23 protein-coding genes are annotated in these 22,840 nt (G+C 32.0%); all 23 read right to left on the bottom strand.

Annotated features, from left to right (window positions below; translation table 11 throughout):
- Positions 1-58 precede the first annotated feature (58 nt).
- A complete protein-coding gene (locus tag AC52CF_RS06675) occupies positions 59-1,918 on the bottom strand; it encodes a phage tail-like protein (RefSeq protein ID WP_375181536.1) in 1,860 nt (619 codons plus the stop codon).
- Between the two features lie 355 nt (positions 1,919-2,273).
- Positions 2,274-3,323 (bottom strand): leucine-rich repeat domain-containing protein, encoded by a 1,050-nt coding sequence (locus tag AC52CF_RS06670; RefSeq protein ID WP_375181535.1) that lies wholly within the window; start codon positions 3,321-3,323, stop codon positions 2,274-2,276.
- Between the two features lie 102 nt (positions 3,324-3,425).
- Positions 3,426-4,073 carry a hypothetical protein gene (locus tag AC52CF_RS06665; RefSeq protein WP_496517961.1) on the bottom strand — a complete coding sequence of 216 codons (648 nt, stop codon included), beginning with the start codon at positions 4,071-4,073 and terminating at the stop codon, positions 3,426-3,428.
- A gap of 425 nt (positions 4,074-4,498) precedes the next feature.
- Positions 4,499-5,185: a hypothetical protein gene (locus AC52CF_RS06660; protein WP_214590315.1), complete on the bottom strand. Its 687-nt coding sequence runs from the start codon at positions 5,183-5,185 to the stop codon at positions 4,499-4,501.
- Positions 5,186-5,414: 229 nt separating this feature from the next.
- Positions 5,415-5,879, bottom strand: a complete 465-nt coding sequence (locus AC52CF_RS06655; protein ID WP_496517960.1) for a hypothetical protein — start codon at positions 5,877-5,879, stop codon at positions 5,415-5,417.
- Between the two features lie 170 nt (positions 5,880-6,049).
- A complete protein-coding gene (locus AC52CF_RS06650; protein ID WP_214590317.1) occupies positions 6,050-7,198 on the bottom strand; it encodes a hypothetical protein in 1,149 nt (382 codons plus the stop codon).
- Positions 7,199-7,454: 256 nt separating this feature from the next.
- A complete protein-coding gene (locus tag AC52CF_RS06645; RefSeq protein WP_214590318.1) occupies positions 7,455-8,201 on the bottom strand; it encodes a hypothetical protein in 747 nt (248 codons plus the stop codon).
- A gap of 36 nt (positions 8,202-8,237) precedes the next feature.
- On the bottom strand, positions 8,238-8,528 hold the full coding sequence (locus tag AC52CF_RS06640; protein WP_496517959.1) for a hypothetical protein: 291 nt from the start codon (positions 8,526-8,528) through the stop codon (positions 8,238-8,240).
- Positions 8,528-9,208 (bottom strand): hypothetical protein, encoded by a 681-nt coding sequence (locus AC52CF_RS06635; RefSeq protein ID WP_214590320.1) that lies wholly within the window; start codon positions 9,206-9,208, stop codon positions 8,528-8,530. Before AC52CF_RS06635 ends, AC52CF_RS06640 begins: the two co-directional genes overlap by 1 nt.
- Before the next feature lie 96 nt (positions 9,209-9,304).
- Positions 9,305-10,186 carry a hypothetical protein gene (locus AC52CF_RS06630; RefSeq protein ID WP_214590321.1) on the bottom strand — a complete coding sequence of 294 codons (882 nt, stop codon included), beginning with the start codon at positions 10,184-10,186 and terminating at the stop codon, positions 9,305-9,307.
- 290 nt (positions 10,187-10,476) lie between these two features.
- Complete coding sequence (locus AC52CF_RS06625; protein WP_375182055.1) at positions 10,477-11,310, bottom strand: hypothetical protein; 834 nt, start codon at positions 11,308-11,310, stop codon at positions 10,477-10,479.
- A gap of 342 nt (positions 11,311-11,652) precedes the next feature.
- Positions 11,653-12,249 carry a hypothetical protein gene (locus AC52CF_RS06620; protein WP_375182054.1) on the bottom strand — a complete coding sequence of 199 codons (597 nt, stop codon included), beginning with the start codon at positions 12,247-12,249 and terminating at the stop codon, positions 11,653-11,655.
- Positions 12,250-12,324: 75 nt separating this feature from the next.
- Complete coding sequence (locus AC52CF_RS06615; protein WP_496517958.1) at positions 12,325-12,921, bottom strand: hypothetical protein; 597 nt, start codon at positions 12,919-12,921, stop codon at positions 12,325-12,327.
- A gap of 68 nt (positions 12,922-12,989) precedes the next feature.
- Entirely contained in the window at positions 12,990-13,580 is a 591-nt protein-coding gene (locus tag AC52CF_RS06610) for a hypothetical protein (RefSeq protein ID WP_375182052.1), read from the bottom strand.
- A gap of 11 nt (positions 13,581-13,591) precedes the next feature.
- Complete coding sequence (locus AC52CF_RS06605; protein WP_496517957.1) at positions 13,592-17,800, bottom strand: phage tail protein; 4,209 nt, start codon at positions 17,798-17,800, stop codon at positions 13,592-13,594.
- Positions 17,801-18,313: 513 nt separating this feature from the next.
- Positions 18,314-18,694 (bottom strand): hypothetical protein, encoded by a 381-nt coding sequence (locus AC52CF_RS06600; RefSeq protein ID WP_290260906.1) that lies wholly within the window; start codon positions 18,692-18,694, stop codon positions 18,314-18,316.
- Positions 18,691-19,131, bottom strand: a complete 441-nt coding sequence (locus AC52CF_RS06595; RefSeq protein ID WP_290260909.1) for a hypothetical protein — start codon at positions 19,129-19,131, stop codon at positions 18,691-18,693. Before AC52CF_RS06595 ends, AC52CF_RS06600 begins: the two co-directional genes overlap by 4 nt.
- Before the next feature lie 51 nt (positions 19,132-19,182).
- Entirely contained in the window at positions 19,183-19,950 is a 768-nt protein-coding gene (locus AC52CF_RS06590) for an ankyrin repeat domain-containing protein (protein ID WP_214590327.1), read from the bottom strand.
- A gap of 12 nt (positions 19,951-19,962) precedes the next feature.
- Positions 19,963-20,136, bottom strand: coding sequence for an HNH endonuclease (locus AC52CF_RS06585; protein WP_214590328.1), 174 nt, complete (start codon positions 20,134-20,136; stop codon positions 19,963-19,965).
- Positions 20,137-20,300: 164 nt separating this feature from the next.
- Entirely contained in the window at positions 20,301-21,173 is an 873-nt protein-coding gene (locus AC52CF_RS06580) for an immunity 49 family protein (RefSeq protein WP_214590329.1), read from the bottom strand.
- Positions 21,174-21,178: 5 nt separating this feature from the next.
- Positions 21,179-21,337, bottom strand: coding sequence for a hypothetical protein (locus tag AC52CF_RS06575; protein WP_165796614.1), 159 nt, complete (start codon positions 21,335-21,337; stop codon positions 21,179-21,181).
- A gap of 122 nt (positions 21,338-21,459) precedes the next feature.
- Complete coding sequence (locus tag AC52CF_RS06570; RefSeq protein ID WP_496518210.1) at positions 21,460-21,921, bottom strand: transposase; 462 nt, start codon at positions 21,919-21,921, stop codon at positions 21,460-21,462.
- Positions 21,922-22,150: 229 nt separating this feature from the next.
- Complete coding sequence (locus AC52CF_RS06565; RefSeq protein WP_214590330.1) at positions 22,151-22,801, bottom strand: hypothetical protein; 651 nt, start codon at positions 22,799-22,801, stop codon at positions 22,151-22,153.
- Between the last annotated feature and the right edge of the window lie 39 nt (positions 22,802-22,840).

Genomic DNA, 22,840 nt, shown 5'->3' with positions numbered 1-22,840 from the left:
TTTTTGTTTGGATTTTTTAAAATGTCTTTTTTAGTTTATAAAATTTACTTCTTTATTCTTAAGATTCGATCCAGTATTTTCCAAAATCGCTGATACAATTACCTGTATTATCATTCCAATAACTTCTTATCAATGAACATAAAGGTTTAAAAGCATTGATGCCTGTTACATCTATATTAAAAGTTTTTACCGAACCTCCTGACCTCACAGTAGTATTTAATATATTTCCTACCTTGGTAAAAATACAGGTGCTATTTCCTAAATCAATTCTTTGAGCAATTGGAGTAGTATCAGCACTTATAGTAATGTGATTTATACTGTAGTATCCCCAACCAGCTGAAAGAGATGATAAATAGCTATTTAAAACCCCTACGTTTGTTTTGGCAGAGCTTTCACAAATTCCTATAACCCCTATATTTTTGCTTGAATAATATTCTCCCACCGTACCACCAATTATAAACACCCAGTTTTTATTAGCGGGTAAAACCAAATTGGGATAAGCACAAGCCATAATTTCTCCTTGAGCAAATGCCGCCAGATTATTCGTTTTTAAAGCAATTCCATTAGAAGCTGACATAACAGCAGCTGTATTTGGATTAGCATTAATTAAATTCCAATCGTCTACCGTTAAATGTGTAAATTTTAAATTCCCTATATTCATAATAAAATCATTTAAATCCTTTACATTGGTATCTAATGCGGTAGGACTGTTTGTATAAGTGTGAACTATATTTAAAGTTTGTGATGTTGGTGTAACAGGGTTAGGTAAAGTATCCGGTATGGTTACAACCAGAGCATCACCTTCTACAACCTGTTTTGTATTTGAGTCTATTCTTAAAACTTTAGGATGGTCTTTGTAATCACTGCCTACATCCTTCAGTCCTTTCAAAAAATAAGCATTTCCTAAAGTATTCCATGTAAAATCCGCATTCTGCGTAAATGTTCTTGCCTGGGTATTGGTAAGATCTGCAGTAGCAATATTACTTCCCAAAGTTCCCCATGAACTTCCGTTCCAGAGATAATATCCTACTGTGCCATCAGTCTGATAAACAATAGCTCCCGCCTGAATGGTTCCTAAAGAAATAGCAAGCCTTTGCGCCTGAGTCATTCTTGGAGCGATAAGCGCTGCTTTAGAAGAAGAGTCGACAGACCAGATAATATTGTTATAATTGTTACTCCCGATTCCTGCACTGGTTCCGTTATCCTGCAACACACCGTTAATAAATGTTGAGCCGTTCCATCTTCCGAGATAATTGGCTCCCATGGTAGGTTTATCGAATTTATTATTAAATGTATTCCAGTCTGTATTACTAAGATAACCCGAAGTATTCGTATTAGACTGAGATATGCTTAATGTTCTGTCTGACGACAAATTACCACCTCCCTGTAACGGAGAAACAGTATTAACAGCTACGTTTTTTTCTGCTTTCGTATCCAATACCGTCTGCAATCCTCCAATGTTAGAAACAGCAAACATCACATTCGACAGTACGTTTCCTTTGCTGTCTTTTAACTGTAAAATATTGGAATTTAAAGCCAGTTGCGTACCTACATTATTTACAAAATCAGATACCGGAATGCTGTCTAAAAGCTCATTGTCTGCATTATAAAGTTCCAACGACGCTGTAGCAGTATTATACCTTAAGTCTGTCCCCTCATTGTCCAGAGACTGCAAAGAAATTTCCGACAATACGTTTCCCTGAGCATCTGCCAAAGACAGTTTTTTGCTGGTGGGTGACCAAAGAAGATCAAAGTCTAACGACAGATTTTCTAACCCTTCGATTTTTTCTTTAGGAATGCTTTCCTTTTTATGCCAGTAAGAATCTAAAAATTCTGAGAACTGAGCTTCGGTAGGTTTCTTTCCGGTTTCAAAATAGAATTTTAGAATTTCTTTTGTTGTTGATTCATTTTTTTCCATACTTAATTTTTTAACTTTTCTAAGTTTTTAGCACAGCTGATTTGGATCCAATAGTATCTGTACTTGAGGGTTCAAAATTCCTTATTTTTTTCTTCTTATTAAAGTTTTTAGCCTCCTGCATTCTGTAGTTGCAGTAAGTCATAAATTCTGTATAGCTTAAGAAGCTTTTATTTACCGGTGGAAAATTTCACTGCTTTTTCAAAAGAAAAATAAGACGCTTATATTGAATAAATGAAGAAGTATCCGAAAGGAAAACGAGCATGAAATCTTTTATTAAGCTATCAAAAATTTAAAAAAAGTGAGAAACTCAGGGGTAAAAAAGAAACTGCCTCATTTTTGAGACAGTTTCTTTTTATTATCGAAACAAATCCTTTGATCTATATAATGTTCTCGGTACAAAATGATCAGCTTCAAACTTAATTGTTACATTCTTTGGAACATCTTTAATCTCTTTGATATAATCTCCTGTAAAACATAGAGAAATGAAGCATTCGGAAACCAAATTAGATAAAAAGGAAGCATCAAACTCTTTAATTTTATTAACTTCCAAAGTTAAAAACTCCAGATTAATAAGACGATCTAAATTCTCCACTTTGCTGATATTATTTTCACTTAAATTTAATCTTTTTAAATTTTTCAGATTATCCAATCCTTTGATTTTTGAAATCTCATTACGGCTTAAGTCTAATACTTCTAAATTTTTCAAGCTTTCCAAACCTTCAATTTCTTCTACATGAGTACTCGAAATAAGAAGTTGTTTGAGATTGCGTAAGGTATCCAAACCCTCAATTTTGTCTACCCGACTTCCATTTACTCTCAATTCTTCCAAATAGGGAAAGCGCTCCAAATCGGTTATTTTATCAATTTTCGTTTCTCCAATATTTAAAGAACGGATATTTTCATTAACATTTATTTTTTTTATATGATCAATTTTAGTCAGAGTGACATCTAACCGCTGTAGGAACTTTAAATGTTCCAAACCATTTACTTCGAGATACGGATTGCAACTGATATATAATATTTCCAAATTAATTAAATCGCCCAACAAAGAAGTATCTTTAAGTCCAGTTGCTCCCAAATCCAGATTTCTCAGACTTTTTAAATCCCCTAAATACCTAAAGGATTTTTCCGGTAATTTATTGCTGGTTAAATCTAATGTTTCTAACCGTGAAAAAGCATTTAATGGACGTAACATTTCCACATTACAATATGGAAGGGCTAATTTAACAAGACTGTCTGCTATTGGTAATAATACATCAATATCCTTTAAATCAACCTTATTTAAATATAATGTTTTAATATTCCCATCTTCATCTACATCATAATAATTTTCCCAGATGTGTTCTTTGGAACGAATAATTTGAATATCAAACTCTTTTTCTAGTTTTTTTATAAAATCTGTCATGGTTATTTTGAAATTTCTCAGTTTGAGAGCTTAAAGATAGTTCTTTAATAAAAAAGCGAAACTCCCATCAGAAGTTCCGCTTTAATTTTTTTTTGAAAATTTTTATTTGTTTTTATTAGAAAGGCGCAGACTTTCAAACTTGGCAATGAAATTTTCCCAAGTCCAATCAGGAAATATTTTTGGCATTTCAGTTTTAAAGGTCTCTGTTTCTACCAAACCAATGCCTTCTCCATCCATATAATATAATAAAACTAGTTGCCAATGATTAAATACACGCGCTTCAACCGCCATTTGAGTATAACCTTCATAATCCAAGTCTAAATCGTTTAGCTCATAATCGCTGATACTCATATAATACAATGATTCGTCTATTGTGTCTGGCGTTATGATAAAACCTACATAACTTTCAGGTGTTGGATAATCAAGCGGTCGAAAATATTTAAGATCTTCTTCATCTTCCTCGTCATACAAATTATTATCTTCAGAAAAGAGATGCTTCGTTTGAGCAAATTGTATTTTTCCTCCTATTCCTTTTTTTTCATTTGCCCACCATTCTAATTCAAAGCCGTCACCTCTTTTTTCATAAAATCTTTTTATTCCTTTATGGATAATATCTAATCTATTTAAATCTTCCAATACAACTTTTAGCGAAGGCTTGGTCCGTATATCAAAATATTTAATTTTCTTTTGTTCCTTTGCTTTTATTAACGAATCAAAGATGTCATCATCGAAAAAAAATGTATAATTCATATTATTCTATTTCAGTAGTTAATGTTACATTACTCATGTTTTTTAATTTTTCAACAGTAAAATTCAATCTAGATAATATATTTGGATCTTCTGTTTTAGACAATTCCGCTTTAATATTGTTTACTGTTATCCTTCCTTTTATCCTTAAAACAGCTTCTTTAATTATTCCCCTCCCTACCGTACGATTGCATCGTGTGGTTTAATAATTATAAGCTTTTAAAAATTTCGCTAAACTTATGAAATATAATCCTTCAGGATTGTGAAACTTGTAATTACGACTCATCAATTATGTTTTTTATAAAGATAAAAACTTTTAAGAAATTATTGGATGATAAAATGCTACAAGAAATGATTCGTGCCGCAGCGGAGGGGCAGCGATGAGTAAAAAAACGAACTTCTAAGAACAGAAATATCGCTTTCAAATATTATTTAATTTTTAAAGATTCATATAATTTTATAAACTCTTCCATATTAAAATCTGGAAAGATTATCGGCATATTTTCTGCAAAATCATCGTATCTGGATTTTCCAAGCATTGCAACATCATATTTTCCATATTCCAGATAAACAAGTACATATTGCCACATCATATAACCTCTTGCAGCAAAAACAAGTTCTACATAACCTTCAAAATTTATTTTTAATGGATAGAAATCAATTCCGAAATCATGAAAATAAACCATTTCATCTTCATTCTCTTTACTAAATACACCAGCACAAATATCTTCAATATAATCTACAGGAATAAACTGGCCTGTTTTGGAAAAAGAATCTTCACCTTGTATGTAATATCCGCGACCCACTTCAAGTTCAATAACACTATGCTTTTGAAATAATTCATCTAAAGGAAGTATGTTTATTATTCCGCGTTCACTTGTTTTTTGTCCTCCAATATTTGCAGGAATATTACCTTCCCATTCATATGAATAACCATTGGTAAAACTATAAAATTCATGCATTTTATTGATTAAATAGTCTTTATATTCATTAAAAAAATCTTTACCTTTTGATTTAGTACTTCTTGGTCCATTTCCTCCAATAAATTTTATTAATTTTAGGTCCTCAGCCTCAATTAATGGCTTTACTAATCTTTGATAATCGTATTTATCCATATTTAAAATTCGATTTTTTCTTTTGCTACTAATTTATTTAATTTTTCTTTGGAAGATGGTTTATTTTAATTAAAACCTCAATTTCTAACACTCCTTTTCTATCTCTCAAATTAAATATTGCAGTTGCTATTTTTCACTAAAAACAGATTTAAGATCTTCTAAAGAAGCCTCATTGAAATTTACTGCTGAATCTCGTTTATTGCCTCTTAATTTATAATAGGATTATTGCCTATTTTATCTTTGTCATTTTTTTCTTCTTAGATTTCTTCTCGCCAAAACCAATCTTACCAAGCAATCCTTTAGCTTTCCCTTTAATAAAATTCCAGAACTTCACAATAGCATTCTCAATACGCTGACGTATTTTTCGGATAACGCCCAGTATTTTATCTGCCAATCCGCCAATTCCTAATAAGGAAGCTAAGAAACCAATGAGTACAGGAACTGCTCTTCCCAATGCATTTTCTATGGATTTTGCGACGGCACTTACGTTTCCGCTCGCAATGGCTTTAATGCTGTCTGTAAATGCTTTTACCAGTTCCATAATCTGGGCAGCTCGCTGGATGAAGAATTTAACCATATCGATAATCGCCATTGCGGCTTTAATAAAGGCTCCTACCGGAGTCATCAATCCCATCACCCATTTAATTCCCGCCTGAATCACCTGCGTCTGGATAATGTCCATCATAGCATCCATTACGGTCGCTTTAAGATCGGCAAACTGGTCTTTCAGGTATTCCCATAATCCAGCAGCACCGTCTTTGCGGACAATCGGAATTATTTCAAGACCTTTTTCAGCATCTAAATATTAAGCAAAAAAAAACGAAGCTTCTAAAAAATAGAAACTTCGTTTTAAGAGATAAACTTTTAGATCTTATCTTTGTAATGATAGTAAAATTCCATCTGTTCAGATAAAATATTATGAATCTCAGTCCAGCCATGGGTTCTGGAAAGATCAATTGCTAAACCCCAACACATTTCCACCAAATCCAGATTTCCTTGTCTTCCTGCCCAATAACTTGCACTGATTAAAGCATTCCAGCAGCCTATGGGATCATTATATTCTTTTTCTAAAATTACCGCAGCTTTAATATGAAGATCACCTGAATAACCTCCTACTTTTCTTATAGCCTCAGTAGCTTCAAAAAGAGGATGTTTTTTTACTTCTTCTGGAAAAATCGCATATTGCTCTTCCCATCTTGAATCAAATGAGGGAGATAAAGAATCCAATAGAGAGCTCGAATTTCCAAGGCGAATGGTATATTTTTCAAAACTTTTATTATCACAATCAAAACCATGAGGTAACTGTGCACACCTCCAATAATGTTTCCATTTATATTTATCTTCTATTTTAATTCTCGAGTAAGCTCTTTTAGCGAGTACATTACCTATGTAGTTATTCCAAAGACCATAGTCTTGATCAACATCCTCGTATTCTGGCAAATATGTTAATCTCTGAATAAGTTTATCGAATAATTCAAAAGCTTTTGTGTTTTCTGCTGTATCATAATAATGACTCCAGAATTCTTTATAAAAATCTTCTTTATACTCGTCAGGATTTTCAAAACGTTCCTGATTGGACTGGGACAATAAAAATTCTTTAAAAAATTCCAAATCTCCACCTCCAAAATAATCAAAAAATGATTGGGATAATGTTATGGTTTCTTCTATTCTTTCCTGAAATTGTTTTATAAAAAATACTTCATCCATAAAGACCAAATTAGCCATAGGTATTAATGCTTGTATATTAGGAGCAAGCATAAAACATTCTTGATAAGTATTATTAAATGATATTATAGGTGTCTCTATATATATTTTTTTGTAAGGAGTTAATTGAAAGGCTAAAATATTATCTCCTTCAAATCCAAATGGCATTATGGACCAAAATCCTTGTTTTAAACATTCTATTAATATTTCTTTTTCATTTTGATACTCAAATTTGAAGTTAAATTTTTCTTCTACATCTTTAGCTTTATATATTTCTTTCAGATCAGAATGTACTTTGTTTATTTCCATAATTATTATTATTCTATTTCTTTAACGACATGGCTCTCACATGTTTGTTTTAATAATATTTCTACTTTTAAAAGCATTTTCTATAACTTATTTATCGCCTTATAAATTTCTTAGAATATTCAAAAGAAAATTAGATGGCTAACAAAAATAATTATTTCCAATTTTTGATTTCATCATGCATGCAAAACTTTAAACATTTTGTCATAAAAAAAGCGAAACTTCAAATGAAATTTCGCTTTTTTAATTCTCTTAAATACTAATATATTATCCCAAATTCTGACAAATCAGATTCCAAATGAGGAAAGATCATAGGAAAAAAACGTTTCATTAGTTCATAGCTTGGTGATTCTTTTTTTAAACAATAAGTTAAATTCCAATAATTAAAACATTTGGCTTTATAGGCTACTTCCAGATATTGTTCAAATGTAACTTTCATATCGTATAAAGCTTCTGGGAAACCACCAAAACCTGTATAGAGAAACATATTATCTATCAACTTACCATTTTCAACTTTCATACATGCAACAGCAAATTCATTAGTATCAATAGGTCGTAAATCTCCTCCTTTTAAACCTAAACTTTCTGCTGCTTGATACATTCCTGTCGCTTTTACATTTTCTAAATCAATAACATTTTTAAATTGGGTTATATTGAGATTACCACTTAACAATATTTTTACAGCTTCCCAACTGTATCCGTTATCTAAATATTCTTTTTTTATCCATGGATCTTCTTTGAATAAAGCTTCTTTTTCTCTACCATTTTGAAAACTGTCATCAATTATCCTCCATGTAACATTAAGTTTAGCTGCTTGACTATAAAAATCTATTAAACTTTCGGGAAAAGTAAGATTTACTTCTTTTAATTTTATTTCTAAGTCTTTCCGGGGTATAGCCTCACTTGGCATATATACTGCACCTGATGAGACTAAATAATCTGAATCATAAATTTCTTTGGACAAACTGTTTTTCCTATTCTTAAATTTTTTTTCAATATCTATCATAACATTATAAAAACTTTTAAAATTAAAGTAATATTTTTAAAATATTAATTTATTTGCATCTATTAAAATCTCTAATTTATCAATATGGATTTCTTTAGCTACACCACTCATACGTCTTTCAACGTCATTTATATTTCTAAAATTACCATTATCTTCTTTTTCTTTTACTAAATTTTTAAAGAATCCTGATAATCCTGCCACATCATTAGCCTTGGCAACCTGCTGTAAACGTCCAGCACTTGCAGTATTAATATTTACGGTGTAAGGTTGAGGAATTTCAAGATTTTGATCATATCTTTTAGATACTTCTCTCCGTCGTTCATTCACTAAATCATATTAACTTGGGTAGGAACTAATGAAATAGTTTCTATATTTACACCTATAACCTCAAGTGATGCGGCCATAGATGTCAGTATTCTTTTCATAGTATTATATTCTTCTTTTACATTTGCAGTATATTTTACAGCCTGCTTACCTTTATACTTTGAAAGTGCTTGTCCAAAATTCTTTTTATCAGTGCTTAGTTTATTAAGTGCAGCTTGTTTTTTAGAGTAATCCCTCGATGTTTTGTTTGAATGAATTTCTTCTTGCTTCTGTCTTAATAATTCACTTAAGCCTATTCTGGTACTATAAACAGCTAACTCTCCTTCATTTTCAAATTTCAATTTATGTCCTCCGTCAACGTTGATTTTTTGTTCATCATTTCTAAGTTTAGCAAATAATTTTTCTTTTCCATCAGGCATTTTATTAATATTTTCTTTTTTACTCAAACCAAGTTTTCTAATTCCTAACTTGCCTAATAAATTACCTGCCTTCCCTTTAATAAAATTCCAGAACTTCACAATTGCATTCTCAATACGCTGACGTATTTTTCTGATAACGCCCAGTATTTTATCTGCCAATCCGCCAATTCCTAATAATGAAGCTAAGAAACCAATCAGTACAGGAATAGCTCTTCCCAGTGCATTTTCTATCGATTTGGCTTCAGTGTCTACATTTCGGCTCACAAGGTCTATTTCGGAATTTAAAAAGCGGAACTTCTTTACAGAGGTTCCGCTTTCTAAATACAAAAATGTATAATAAATATATTCTTTTCGAAATTTTTAAATAAAACTTCTAAGAAATTTTGCTTTTGCTTTTTGAATTAAATTTAATGTGTTCAAAGCTTTTTCTAAAGCATCACATCTTTCTTTAAAATAAGTTAAATCTACATCAGGGAATAACTTAGGAAAACGTTTAATAATATTTTTCATTTGATGTAAAACACCCTCTGCAGAATACGTAAATGTTCCATCTTTAAATTTATCACTAAATGGATGGGGTCCTTGTAAATATTTTGCACCATATTCTATATAAACAGGTTTGTAGTTTCCTAATTTTTTTACAATTTCCTGTGTGTCAATATAAAAATATTGCCAATAATATACGGCTTTGCAAGCAATCATTGTATGATAATATTCTTCAAGACTCATATTCATTTTAAACCAAATACCTGAATCAAAAAAATAAATGGGACAGGGATAAACACCTTCTTCCCGCAATATACATCCATAAGTACCATCATCCCCATGTCCTGACTTATGAAAATAGTTAAGTTTAGGTAAAAAATCTTTCCAGATGGCTTCGGCTTCGGGTTGAGGATTGTTTTTCCAAAAACGGCTGTCGCTGTTGTAATTATCCCAGAAATGAGAATGCATTCCTAAAGACTCTATTAAGCTTAGCAATTGGAATCCTCCCCAAAGATATTCTTCGTCAGATTCATTGGTAGTAGCATCCCAATCTAAAGTTAAAGAGCCTATTGAATCATATTGAAAATCCTCGTCAGGAATTTTCAAATTAATTCGTTCTTCTGCACGAGAAAGCAAACGTTGACTGAAAAAATCAGCACTCTTTTTTACTTCTTCTATATTATTTTTATCTATTGTTATTTTACCATTATTACATATTTCGATAATTAGCCCTTCTAATTTTTCTAATATTTTCATAAAATGAGTTTTAAAATGTTATTTTTATCATCTTCTATCCCTTCGCTACCGCAGAATTGCATCGTGTGGTTTAATAATTATAATCTTTTAAAAATTCCGCCAAACTTATGAAATATAATTCTTCAGGATTGTAGAATTTGTAATGACGACTCATCAATTATGTTTTTATAAAGATAAAAACTTTTTAAGAAATTATTGGATGATAAAAATGCCGCACGAAAGGATTCGTGCGGCAGTGGGGAGAAACTTTTAATTGAAGTTTCACTTTATAACAGATTTATTGTTAAATATTATAAATTCAAAGCTTTTTCTAAAGCATCACATCTTTCTTTAAAATAAGTTAAATCAACATCAGGAAATAACTTAGGAAAACGTTTAATAATATTTTTCATTTGATGCAAAACACCCTCTACAGAATACGTTAATGTTTCATCTTTAAATTTATCACTAAATGGATGGGGTCCTTGTAAATATTTTGCACCATATTCTATATAAACAGGTTTGTAGTTTCCTAATTTTTTTACAATTTCCTGTGTATCAATATAAAAATATTGCCAATAATATACGGCTTTACACGCAATCATTGTATCATAATATTCTTCAAGACTCATATCCATTTTAAACCAGATCCCTGAATCGAAAAAATAGATCGGACAAGGATAAACGCCTTCTTCCCGCAATATACAACCATAAGTACCATCATCTCCATGCCCAGACTTCTGAAAATAATTAAGTTTAGGTAAAAATTCCTCCCAGATGGCTTCAGCTTCGGGTTGTGGATTGTTTTTCCAAAAACGACTGTCGTTGTTGTAATTATTCCAAAAATGGGAATGCATTCCTAAAGACTCTATTAAGCTTAGCAATTGGAACCCTCCCCAAAGATATTCTTCGTCAGATTCGTTGGTAGTAGCATCCCAATCCAAAGTTAAGGAACGAACAATATGAAATTTATAATCTTCTTCAGGTATAATAATTTGCATTCGTTCTTTTGCACGAGTAAGCATTCTTTCACTAAAAAAATCAACACTTTTTTTTACTTCTTCTATATTGTTTTTATTTATTGTTATTTTACCATTATTACATATTTCAACAATTAGCCCTTCTAATTTTTCTAATATTTTCATAAAATGAGTTTTAAAATGTTATTTTTATCATCTTCTATCCCTTCGCTACCGCAGAATTGCATCGTGTGGTTTAATAATTATAATCTTTTAAAAATCTCGCTAAACTTATGAAATATAATCCTTCAGGATTGTAGAATTTGTAATGACGACTCATGAATTATGTTTTTATAAAGATAAAAACTTTTTAAGAAATTATTGGATTATAAAAATGCCACAAGAAAGGATTCGTGCGGCAGCATGAGCACTTACGTTTCCGCTGAAAATCGTTTACTTTAAATAAACAAGCGAAATTTCTGGTTGGAAATTTCGCTTGTTAACTTATCAAATTAATAATGTTTATGTTTATCCTTTGTTATAATCAGCTATCCAAGTAGGATGCTCTGGTTCGACAATTCTTAATGTTTCTACTAATGTACCATCATTTTTTATTATAATGTCTTCTATATATACATTAGATCTTTCATTATAAATCCATTCAATAACTTCTTCATTTCGTCTTCTTTCAGAATTTAGTTTTCTTTCTGTTATTATTTTTAGTTCGTCATTAACGATTCCAACGCTTATATTGTTTGGATATACATCAACTCCCATATCTAAATTTGCACCTAAAAAACAAGAAAAAACTATATCAGAATCCGTATTAAGTATTCCTTTTCCAAATGAAGGTTCTTTATACTTACGTATTAGAAATAATTTTCTTTTTCGTAAATTTCTTTTTTTAATAAATAATTCTTCTTCATTCATTAAAGACTCATTTCTATACTTGCTAATTGTTGAAAAATAGCCATAACGATTACCATAATAACTTTCAAATTTTTCAACTAAAAAATTCCATCTATCAGTATCTATTGAGTTATCATATACTCCTAACCCATATTGATATTCCAACTCAGTAAATTCTAAAATAAACTTTTTAACATCGTCTAATGTATAATTCATATTTTTTTCTAGTTTTAAGTATTAAAAAACAACACTTCTAAAGAATAGAAGTGTTGTTTTTTTAAATTATCAAAATTATCCTTCGTTGTAATCTGCTATCCAAGTAGGATGCTCTGGTTCAAAAACTCGTAATGTCTCTACTAAAATACCATCTTTTTTTATGGTGATGTCTTCCGTATATACATTAGATCTTTTGTTGTAAACCCATTCGATAACTTCTTCATTTCTTCTTTTTTCAAAGTCAAGTTCTCTTGAGGATATAATTTTTAAGTCACCATTGACAATTCCTACACTTACATTAGTGGGATACACTTCTGCTCCCATTTCAACATCAGAACCTAAAAAACAAGAAAAAATAAAATTAGAATCTGTTTTATATATTCCTTCACCGAATTTAGGATTTTCATATTTTCTAATTAAAAATAATCTTCTTTTTTTAAGATTATTTTTATTATTATTAAATCTTTTTAGGGTCATTCTCGACTCATCTCTAATGGTATTAATAATTGAATAATAACCAAAACTTATACTATAACAATTTTTAAGTTTTATCACTAAAGCTTCCCATTCTTCATCTGTTATTGAAATATCATAAAAACCTATCCCAAATTGATATTCCAATTCTATAAATTCTAAAATAAATTTTTCAACATCTTTTAATGTATAATTCATGATTTTTTTTAGTTTTAAGTCGTTAAAAAACAAAAACTTCTAAAGAATAGAAGTTTTGTTTTTTTTAATTATCCTTCGTTGTAATCTGCTATCCAAGTAGGATGCTCTGGCTCAAAAACTCGTAATGTCTCTACTAAAATACCATCTTTTTTTATCGTGATGTCTTCTGTATATACATTAGATCTTTTGTTATAAATCCATTCGATTTCGTCCAAGCCCTTATCATGATTTAGGGTTCTCTCTGAAATAACCTTTAGCTCACCGTTAACGATACCAACACTTGTGTTTGTATAATAAATTTCTAGTACCTTTTGAGTATTTGAACCTAAAAAACAAGAAAAAACTACATCAGAATCCGTATCATATATTCCTTTTCCAAATTTAGGATTTTCGTATTTTCTAATTAAGAACAATCTTCTCTTTTTTAAATCATTTTTGTTATTATCATAAATCTCCTGAGTCATCAAGGATTCATCTCTGTACACAGTAATAGCCTCATAATAACCAAATTCACTACTATAGCAATTTTCAAGTTTTGCTACCAAATTTTCCCATTCTTCATCTGTTATTGAACTATCAAATTGACCTAATCCAAATTGATATTCCAATTCCGTAAATTCTAAAATAAAATTTTTAACGTCTTCTAAAGTGTAATTCATGATTTTTTAATTTATTTAGTTCCTAAAAAATAATCCGGTCCTGTAAAGAATTTTTTCTGATCAGGTATTTCTGAATTATTTCCTAATATAATTTTAGTTATTGTATATACAACATTTTTCACTCTACGTACTCCTTTTTTCTTTGCACCAGCTCCAATTGCTTCTAATAATTGTGCATCATTTAATTTTAATAAAGCATCTAAAGTATTGTATTCCTTATATTTTTCTGATGTTGCTTTTTTCTCATCAGGTATATCATCTATTTTCCTTTCTAATTGATTTTTTCGTCTTAAAAGCTCTCTTCTTACAAGTGATCCGGAAGAGTTTTCGTCATTTTCAAAACGTGTAACATCGACAGTCATATTGAAAGATTTTAAACCACCACTATCTTTGTTTGCATTACCTATACGTACTACATATTCCCCAATAGCAATTTCCTGTTTCCTCATCGTTACCTGATTAAAGGTATCACTGGTGAGCATTAAATTGTGTCCTTCAACATATCCTGTTCCTCTTACTTCATTACTTACAATGTGCGCTCTGTTCAAGCCTTCAACCGTTTCACCTTGTGTTTTACCCCTTCCAAAGTTATGAAAAGATACATTGTCTGCAATAACTTTTTCGGTCTCGTTAGTTTTATTATCATAGGTAACGGTGAAGGTTTCAGAACCTCCTTCATAACCATATACTATAGTGGTTTTATCTCCATTTATTATAGTTTCTCTAATAATAGGTTTAAACTTATCATGCTCATCACCTCCTGCACTTATCTTTTTCCTTCTTGCTTCAGGTGTTAAAGGTAATAATTCTTTATACTTTTTATCAAAATCATTTTTCTCTTTTCGTTTTTTAACATAAGCATTCTCTGTATCTCCAACAATAATTCCATCAGCATCATTATTCTTACTATTTGGCAATATAGCTTTGTAACCAATACGCTGTTTACCTTGTCTTTCCTCAGTTATCGTTAAATCAGTTTTTTTATCGGCACTATTGCTATTTAACAAATGTCCATCGATTTTTTCGGTATTTTCTAATTCAGTTCCTGTTTCATGTACATTCTCTGGACTCGCTGTATATCGGTAAATAATTTTATCATCTTTACTTTCAGCTTTCAAAGAACTGAAAACAGGATATTTTGCCTTAGTTTTTTTTGCTGCTTTATTGGCTTGTTCAAGGGTAAGCTTGTTATTGTGGTTTTCATCTGCTTTTTTCTCTTCTTCTTTCAAATACATAAATCCGGCATCAATTTTCTTCTGCTTTTCAGGCTCATGAATATTATCTTTTTTACTTTTACCCATAAATTTCCCAAGCAATCCTTTAGCCTTCCCTTTGATAAAATTCCAGAACTTCACAATCGCATTCTCAATACGCTGACGTATTTTTCGGATAACGCCCAGTATTTTATCTGCCAATCCGCCAATTCCTAATAAGGAAGCTAAGAAACCAATGAGTACAGGAACCGCTCTTCCCAATGCATTTTCTATCGATTTTGCGACGGCACTTACGTTTCCGCTCGCAATGGCTTTAATGCTGTCTGTAAATGCTTTTACCAGTTCCATGATTTGCGCAGCTCGCTGGATGAAGAATTTAACCATATCGATAATCGCCATTGCGGCTTTTATAAAGGCTCCTACCGGAGTCATCAATCCCATCACCCACTTAATTCCCGCCTGGATCACCTGTGTCTGGATAATGTCCATCATAGCATCCATTACGGTAGCTTTAAGATCGGCAAACTGGTCTTTCAGGTATTCCCATAATCCGGCAGCACCGTCTTTGCGGACAATCGGAATTATTTCAAGACCTTTTTCAGAAGCGGTTTCCAGAACTTTCATGACAGGTTCGCCTATTACTCTTGCGCCAATGCTTCTGATACCGTCCCACGTTAAACCTAGCACCTGCGTGGTAATGGAGAAAATACCTTTCAAAGAGAATATATCTTCAGGCATGGTGAAAGAAATACCTTTCATCGCTCCGGTTAACCATCCGAAGAAACCGGTCTTAAGGTGAGTCCAGATATTGGTTCCGAAATTGGTAAATCCTTGGGAAACACCCGCAATAAGGTTTTTAAAGAATCCTATCGGATCCATAATAATCGCCTGAATGGCACTAATTACACCGGATAATAAATTGGTCAGTGTATTTTTAATTTCAATAATAATAGCAAATACGCTGGTTTTAAGCACATCAAGAGCTTTGTTGATCAATCCGCTGTTTTGCGCTTTAAGATCTGCAATCCGGGTATCGATACTTGCGATATTATCGGCGTATTTTTTAGCCAATACATCAATTAATGCATCTTTTTTACTGTTTACGCTTTCTTCCAGTGCATTGAATTTGCTTTGGATCTCTGCAATAGCTTCTTTCCCGATTTTCCTTAAGCTTGGCGATAAACTGTCGACATAAGTCTGTACATCTTTTTTGCCTTTGGCAATTCTGGTTTTGGCTGCATTTAGCTGGGTGGTAACATGAGATGCGATTTGGTCGATGAATTTATCCATCACTTTAATGTATAAATCCTTACCACTGTCAAAGAATTTATTAACTTCTTCAGGTAAGCCGGTAAGTTTGTCCCATATCCATTTTCCAGCCGCAGCTAAAGCACCGTAGTCTGCATACGCATCACCATAACGTTTCTTTTTATAAGCCTTCATCTCTTTATCGACATGGGCTTCAAATGCTTTTTTAGCTTCTCTGCTGCCCTCATCAAATTTCTTCGCTACCGTTGTATCCAGATTGTTTAATATAACATCTACATCTGCTTTGGAGCTGACGTAAATGCCGTTAATATGATCGGCAATTTCTTTTCGTTTCTGGCTGTCTTTCGCTGAAGTTTGCTGTTGATCGCCGTGTACATTGCCTAACCCGCCTTTTCTTGCGCCATGCATACCGCTTATATGATTTACCGCCTGTGCCTGTGCATCACTACGGGTTTTTGACAACTCCTTAGCTTCATTGTCTCTGAACTGATGAGTTGCTTCAACACTTTGGGCTTTCGCATTATTCTTTTGATCTAAAGCATCCGTAAATGATGGTTCATTGGAGTTTGCCAACATCTTATCGGTTACTCCATTCGCTTTCATTTCACTGTCGATACTTGCCGTTTGTTGCTTTATAGGTTGTTCTACGTTGGCTGCAGTTCTTTTCACAGGCATTGCCTTAGCGACATTCGGCGTAGAAGGAGCCTTACCTACATTTTGTGTCGGCATTTTTGCAACCGGACGATGAGGCTGTGCTGCAATATCCGGTTTTGCTGCAGTTGCAGAAGCAATATCATTTGCTGCTGCATTCTTTTCTCTTTTAACATCGCCCACTGCTTTTTGATTGACTTCATTTATATTGTTATGTTTCTCAAACTCATCAGCCTGCTCTTCATTTTTAGGAAGTTGTATACTATGTATTTTTGCACTCAGCAAAGCTTTGAAATCTTCTTTCTTGAACATTCCGGCTTCCTTCGCACCCATTACATTTATCTGGCTTGCCTGTGCCATACTCTGACGTTCGTTGGCAGGAGATGGCGCTGCAGCCTGTGCATCATTTGTAGCTTTATGGGATGGTTCATGCTGCTTCTGTAATTTAGCAGTACTGCTTATTTTTCCGCTAAGCTCTGTAAATCCTGGATTACTGTGGGCATTTGCAGAAGGAGCCGGATCTACCTCTTCAACAGGTGCTTTATCTGGGTTAACAGGTTGAAGCTGGTCTGTCGAAACAATATCACCTTTATCTGATATCTGCTTTTTCCCCGGAGATTTAGTTTCGGCATTTGTTTCCAGAGATTTTTTATTTTGCTGATGAGCTGCTGCCTGTTCCTCCAACGTCTTCGGCAGAGAAGTTCCGGATTTCAGATCATGATAATCTTTAACCTGACTGATATTCAGCGTGGAAGTATAATTTTTTTCCGCTTTTTGGGTATCCGGATGATTGATATCCCCGGTTTCTGCCATACTTTCCTGATGCTTCTTAAACATGATCCCGGAACCCTGATCGTAAATGGTCTGTGAACCGTGAACCGGAGCGATAATTCCGTTTGCATTTGTCTTATTGATATTCGGGGTTGCGAATCCTGCGAGAGTTGCAGATTCTTCAGGCTTTTGTGTTTGTAAAGGAGCAACTTCCGCCACGGGCAGAGGTACCACCACCGGCTTTTTAGCCTTCTGCTTTTTGCTCTGGCTATGATGGTTTTTGTTGTCTTTTTCTACAGGTTTTGCTGCTTTCATTGACTTGGTGTTTTTTAATTATATTTTGTTTAAAAGGCACGTAAAGCACAACAATGTAAGCTGCGCTTTACCGTACCTGATGGAAACTGAAAAATCAGACCCGGTAACGTATTTTTTTAAGATTTTACTGCCTGTAAGGTGTACACAGCGTTATGATGAGAAATCGGAAGTGCTGTGCTTTTTTCTTTTGATCCGGCTGAAATTCCAGATTCAAAATTCAGAATTTTTAAGGAGAATAAGCCTTTTTTGGAGTGGGGGATTCTGTAGTTGCAGTAAACGAAGACAGGAAGGATTTAAAAATGATGAATCGTGTGAAAAATTTAGCGAAATTACTTTTAAACTTTACTTTGAATAATTTTCAGTTTAACCAAAAAAAGAAGTTCGATAACGGAAATTAAATAAAAAATGTACAAATAGAAAACCGATTCAAATTTGTTACGAATCGGTTTTCTATATTGCTATAAAGGCAGGAGCTAAATTTTAATTAGCCGGAGAGAAGGATAGTGCCTGAAATCATAAAACATATATATCCTCATCGATAAGAATTACCTCTTTAGCTTTTATGATAAAAACATTATCTCCCAGATCTATTAAATAAGTAACAAGATCATTGTTTAATGTTGAGGAAATTGCATGTATGTAATACAAGTTGCTGTAATCATTAAAATCAACACCTAACTCTTTTGCTGTTATCTCATTAATAGATTTTTGACCAACTTCTTCTACATTATTAAATAAGAAACCTCCCTGAACAGATTCCCATTTACCATCTTCTTTTTGACGGGTATATAATGTAGCATCAAAAAAAGCTGTTTTAGAATTTGCATAATATTCAATATTCTTGCCTCGGTGCATTTTTTGGGTATGTTGTATAAATAATGGCGTCAATGTCATGATACTATTCTTTTTATTTTTTCACTATCTTCTCTGTAGGTTTCAAAAAAACGTTTTTCACTTATTATATATTTCTCAGCTAATATATTGAAACAATAACCATCAATAACAAACACAAAGTGTTTTGCATCAAGTTGATGTCTAGTTCTCGTTCCATCCGGTATCGTTGTTATCTGTCTTCCTTCTGTATTGTTTTTTTTGTATTCATTATACCAGTCATTAGCTGCATTTAGATATAGCCCATTAGGAATATTTGTTTTTTGCTGATTATATTCTAATACATATTTAAAACTATAATTCCTTTCTTCATTATTTTTTAATACGCGGAATGTTACACAATTAAATAAATCTTCATCCAACTCAACCTGAATAAACTGTGTTCGAATACTGTCTAGTGATACAGATCCCTTAAATTCTTCTATTATTTTATTTTTCATTTGGGAAATAATTTTTTATTCTTCAATAGATATGTTTTCATGATATGAAAATTAAGGATTTTGTAGCATTGCTATTATTTCGTCCATATCAACTCCTTTTCCTTTTTTAAATAACGCCGTTTCTAGCGGGGTGTCTCCAAATTCATCTATTACATCTTTATTTGCACCGTATTTTAAAAGAAGTTGAACAGCTTTCGGTTTATTACCCATTACTGCTTTTTGCAAAGGAGTGTAACCCTGTTTATCTAATTTTTCAAGATTTGCTCCTCCTGCCAATAATAATTCAAGAGACTCAAAACTATTCAAAGTCATAGATTGTTGAATCGCTCCGTCTAGTTTAGCTCCTCTTTTTATTAATTCTTCAACTAGCCAGACTCTATTTGCCAAAGCTGCTCTTTGAATTAAAGTCTGATTAAATTCACATGGCGTATCAATATCCCAGCCCGAATCTAATAACTTTCTAATTCCCTCATCATCACCATCAAAAATATCAATTAACTCACCATAAGATTCCTCTTCAGGGGTTAAGTTGCCTACAACATCATAAGCTATTGGGAAATACTTATCTGGAAACCTATCTTTATAAACTTTTAAGGCATGTTCTAATCCGTAAATATCATCTGATAATCCTAAAAAATTTGCTAGAGCAAAACCTCCCATTTTAGGAACATCAAAAACGTTAGGTTCAGAAATAAAATATCCCGCATTATTTTCTAATAAATACTTTCTGTAGCTCGAAGGTATTTTAATATTATTTTTCATTTCCCATTGCTCAATTTGAAACTCTTGTAATTTGGGATAGTTCTCTTTTGAATTCATAATTGTTATTTTTTATTCTTCTAATCCAAGTTTTGCCCGTGTAAGCGAATCTCCTCCATAATGTCTTGCTGCTTCATGAAGGTCAGTTGCTACCAGTATCATTTTTTTCCGGTCATGATGGTGATGCCATGTATAGTCTTCAAATCCGATCTGTACTTTTTTATCTGTTGTTGATTTATCAAACATTTTCTTATTCGCAGCTCTAATCAGTCGGAGAGTCTCCTTACATTTCAACTTGTTTATTACTCACAATCTTCTTAAAGCCGAATTTAATTAAAAACTTCAAATGACATATAATTTAACAAAAAAAGCATCCCGATAACGAGATGCTTATTACAGAAAAATTATGTTTACTTATTTATACTGCCATCAACCATAAAGCCTGGTATATAATCTGATTCAACTTCCAGCTTCCAGCCTTTATCATATGCCATCGCTGCTAAAGCTGTACATTCCCATGATAAAAATCCTTCATTTGATCTGCATAAAGGAGTTCCGCCACGATTTAATGCTTTCTTTTGACTCCAGACTTCTTGGTGTGCTTTTATCGTTTTAATTAAATTCTGATTGAACTCTGCTTCATTATCAGCAACTAAAGATTTTAAAGCTATTAAAAATTCATTCATATAATAGATCCAAAATTTTTGTTTGATATCTGGTCCTATTTCAGATTTATTTAATATTACATATTGTTGTGATTTTTCAAAAAGCTCTTCATTAAATGTTTTATTTGAGTAATACTCTTTCATTAATAATAAAAAACAGGTTACAAAATTACCATTATTAAGATTTTCGTCTTTCATTTCCCACAAGTAAAGAGGGCTATCGGCAATAATTTTTTGCTTTTCTTTATCTCTCGCTATTGTTGCCATAGAAAGCGCTTTCAAAATATTAATGTGTTGGTTTGTTTCTTCTACTTTAATAGAGAAAACACCACTCTCGTCTATTTGAGCTTCTTTTACTTCATTCGGAAAGTGAGCCAAACGACAAAATTCGCTAATACAGTTGAGTCCATAGGTAAACCAATATTTCTGTTGGGATAATTCTGGTTTCTCCAAAACTGACATTTGTAAGAGTTCTGAAGAATCTTTGTAGACATAAAATAAGAACCGAAATGCTTCTTTTGACTTATTGATAGATTTGTATAATTTTTTATCTAACCAATCATAATTTTCTTTTATTACGTCAGGTAAATCAACCTTATGCAAATTAATTTTTTCCATGTTTACTATCTTGTTATATCAAATTCTTTAATTGTAAATTCTCCTATATCATCCGCTTTTGTAAACCTTTGTTGTACCACCATATATTTAACTTTCCCTCTCAATAATGCTTGTTGCAAATCTTCTGCAATTTCTTGTTTTTTAAAATTTTTAGATCCAGCCATATCTTCAAGGGTTTTCTCTAAATAGTTGATAGAACCTTGCTCCGCAAACTCTGTAACATCATTAACAACAACTTCTTTACCAACTCGCTACCGCACGATTTCATCGTGTGGTTTAAAATTATTTATAAATCAAACATTCTAAAAATAACAATATGATCTAAAAGTCCTTTTTCATCAGAATAATCTATTGCACTGCTGTATCTATAATCCTCCGCACGGAAAACTAAACCTGCTTCTACCGGATTTTGATGTATATAATTAATTTTCTGCCATCTCACTTTGTTACTCCAACATTCAATAGGCTTATTATCATTTCTCCAAAATTGATATGGGGTTACATTTGATGATTTTAAACCTTCTTTAAGAAAGAAATTTAATAAAAATTCTTTTCTGCTTTCTTTAGGATTTTCCTTGATTTCTGTCACAATTGATTTACTTGTAAATCTTTTTAAATCACCAATCAAAAGTTCTGGTTTCTGCCCATTTATACTCCTGAAAACTAAATGTACATGACTTGACATGATATATTCATGAATTTCCACTCCTTTATTCTTTTGGCAAAATCTTAAACTTTCTAAAAAAATTTCTTTGTATTCATTTCTAATAAAAACATCTAGCCAACCTAGAACAGCAAAACTTATAAAATATAATCCTTCAGGATTGTAGAACTTAATTACGACTTATCAATTATGTTTTATAAAGGTAAAAACTTTTAAGAAATTATTGGATAATAAAAATGCCACACGAAAGGATTCGTGCGGCAGCGGGGAGTTTATATTGGCTTTTAAATAATATTTCTAATTTTTTATAAAATTAGATTGATTTTTTTGTTTTAATTGCTTGAGCTTCATCTATATTGTATGAAATTCTGTCATCTTCGTTTATTAGAGAATTAAAAATATCTACATATTGATTAAAAGAATTTTTGTCATAATTAACAAGCACAGGAAAAAGTTGACTTGCCTGATAATATCTTTTGCTTTGTAAAGCGTCTTGAATTGCCTGTTCTATTTCTTTTAAAAGCGGTCTGCAATTTTTCTTTAGAAGAAAATCTTTTAGATTAGATTCAAAAAGCTTATTTCCATAAATACTCAAAAAATGTTTTATATATGGATAAAGTTCTTCTTCGGTCTTTCCGTTCATTGTCGAAATATATAGAGCGTCTGTAATTACATCATATACATTATCTTCGCTGTGTATTCTATGGGATTCAAAACTTTCTTTTTCATCCCATTTTTCGGAAATAAACCTGTCAAGCTGTTGAAACCCTTCCGGAATTGCCCACGCCAATAAAATAAGCATGGCTTGGTAAGCAATATATTGATTGTCATTATCAAGAAGCGATTTTAATTTTTCAATTCTGTCTATATCTTTGTTTCTAAGAAGCTGTACTTCGCTTAAATCGTATCCTTCATATCCTTCTTCGTTGTAGTGGTAAAGGATTTCGTTTATTTGGTTGTTCATTTTATTATTAATTATTTAAAACAAATTAGCATGGGAACG

The sequence above is a fragment of the Chryseobacterium sp. 2P genome (genome assembly GCF_059579425.1).
Note: the sequence above shows the minus strand (reverse complement) of the source record. Positions and strands in the feature narration are given on the sequence as shown.

Bases quoted from the DNA above. Each gene is read 5' to 3' on its own strand.
- AC52CF_RS06675 (WP_375181536.1), bottom strand. From the start codon at position 1,918: ATGGAAAAAAATGAATCAACAACAAAAGAAATTCTAAAATTCTATTTT.
- AC52CF_RS06600 (WP_290260906.1), bottom strand. From the start codon at position 18,694: ATGACATTGACGCCATTATTTATACAACATACCCAAAAAATGCACCGA.
- AC52CF_RS06575 (WP_165796614.1), bottom strand. From the start codon at position 21,337: ATGGCTGGATCTAAAAATTTTAAAAAACAAGAAATTGCAGAAGATTTG.
- AC52CF_RS06665 (WP_496517961.1), bottom strand. From the start codon at position 4,073: ATGAATTATACATTTTTTTTCGATGATGACATCTTTGATTCGTTAATA.
- AC52CF_RS06670 (WP_375181535.1), bottom strand. From the start codon at position 3,323: ATGACAGATTTTATAAAAAAACTAGAAAAAGAGTTTGATATTCAAATT.
- AC52CF_RS06565 (WP_214590330.1), bottom strand. From the start codon at position 22,801: ATGAACAACCAAATAAACGAAATCCTTTACCACTACAACGAAGAAGGA.
- AC52CF_RS06590 (WP_214590327.1), bottom strand. From the start codon at position 19,950: ATGAATTCAAAAGAGAACTATCCCAAATTACAAGAGTTTCAAATTGAG.
- AC52CF_RS06645 (WP_214590318.1), bottom strand. From the start codon at position 8,201: ATGATAGATATTGAAAAAAAATTTAAGAATAGGAAAAACAGTTTGTCC.
- AC52CF_RS06585 (WP_214590328.1), bottom strand. From the start codon at position 20,136: ATGTTTGATAAATCAACAACAGATAAAAAAGTACAGATCGGATTTGAA.
- AC52CF_RS06625 (WP_375182055.1), bottom strand. From the start codon at position 11,310: ATGAAAATATTAGAAAAATTAGAAGGGCTAATTGTTGAAATATGTAAT.
- AC52CF_RS06610 (WP_375182052.1), bottom strand. From the start codon at position 13,580: ATGAATTACACTTTAGAAGACGTTAAAAATTTTATTTTAGAATTTACG.
- AC52CF_RS06580 (WP_214590329.1), bottom strand. From the start codon at position 21,173: ATGGAAAAAATTAATTTGCATAAGGTTGATTTACCTGACGTAATAAAA.
- AC52CF_RS06615 (WP_496517958.1), bottom strand. From the start codon at position 12,921: ATGAATTATACATTAAAAGATGTTGAAAAATTTATTTTAGAATTTATA.
- AC52CF_RS06650 (WP_214590317.1), bottom strand. From the start codon at position 7,198: ATGGAAATAAACAAAGTACATTCTGATCTGAAAGAAATATATAAAGCT.
- AC52CF_RS06630 (WP_214590321.1), bottom strand. From the start codon at position 10,186: ATGAAAATATTAGAAAAATTAGAAGGGCTAATTATCGAAATATGTAAT.
- AC52CF_RS06655 (WP_496517960.1), bottom strand. From the start codon at position 5,879: ATGGATGCTATGATGGACATTATCCAGACGCAGGTGATTCAGGCGGGA.
- AC52CF_RS06660 (WP_214590315.1), bottom strand. From the start codon at position 5,185: ATGGATAAATACGATTATCAAAGATTAGTAAAGCCATTAATTGAGGCT.
- AC52CF_RS06595 (WP_290260909.1), bottom strand. From the start codon at position 19,131: ATGAAAAATAAAATAATAGAAGAATTTAAGGGATCTGTATCACTAGAC.
- AC52CF_RS06605 (WP_496517957.1), bottom strand. From the start codon at position 17,800: ATGAAAGCAGCAAAACCTGTAGAAAAAGACAACAAAAACCATCATAGC.
- AC52CF_RS06620 (WP_375182054.1), bottom strand. From the start codon at position 12,249: ATGAATTATACATTAGACGATGTTAAAAAGTTTATTTTAGAATTTACT.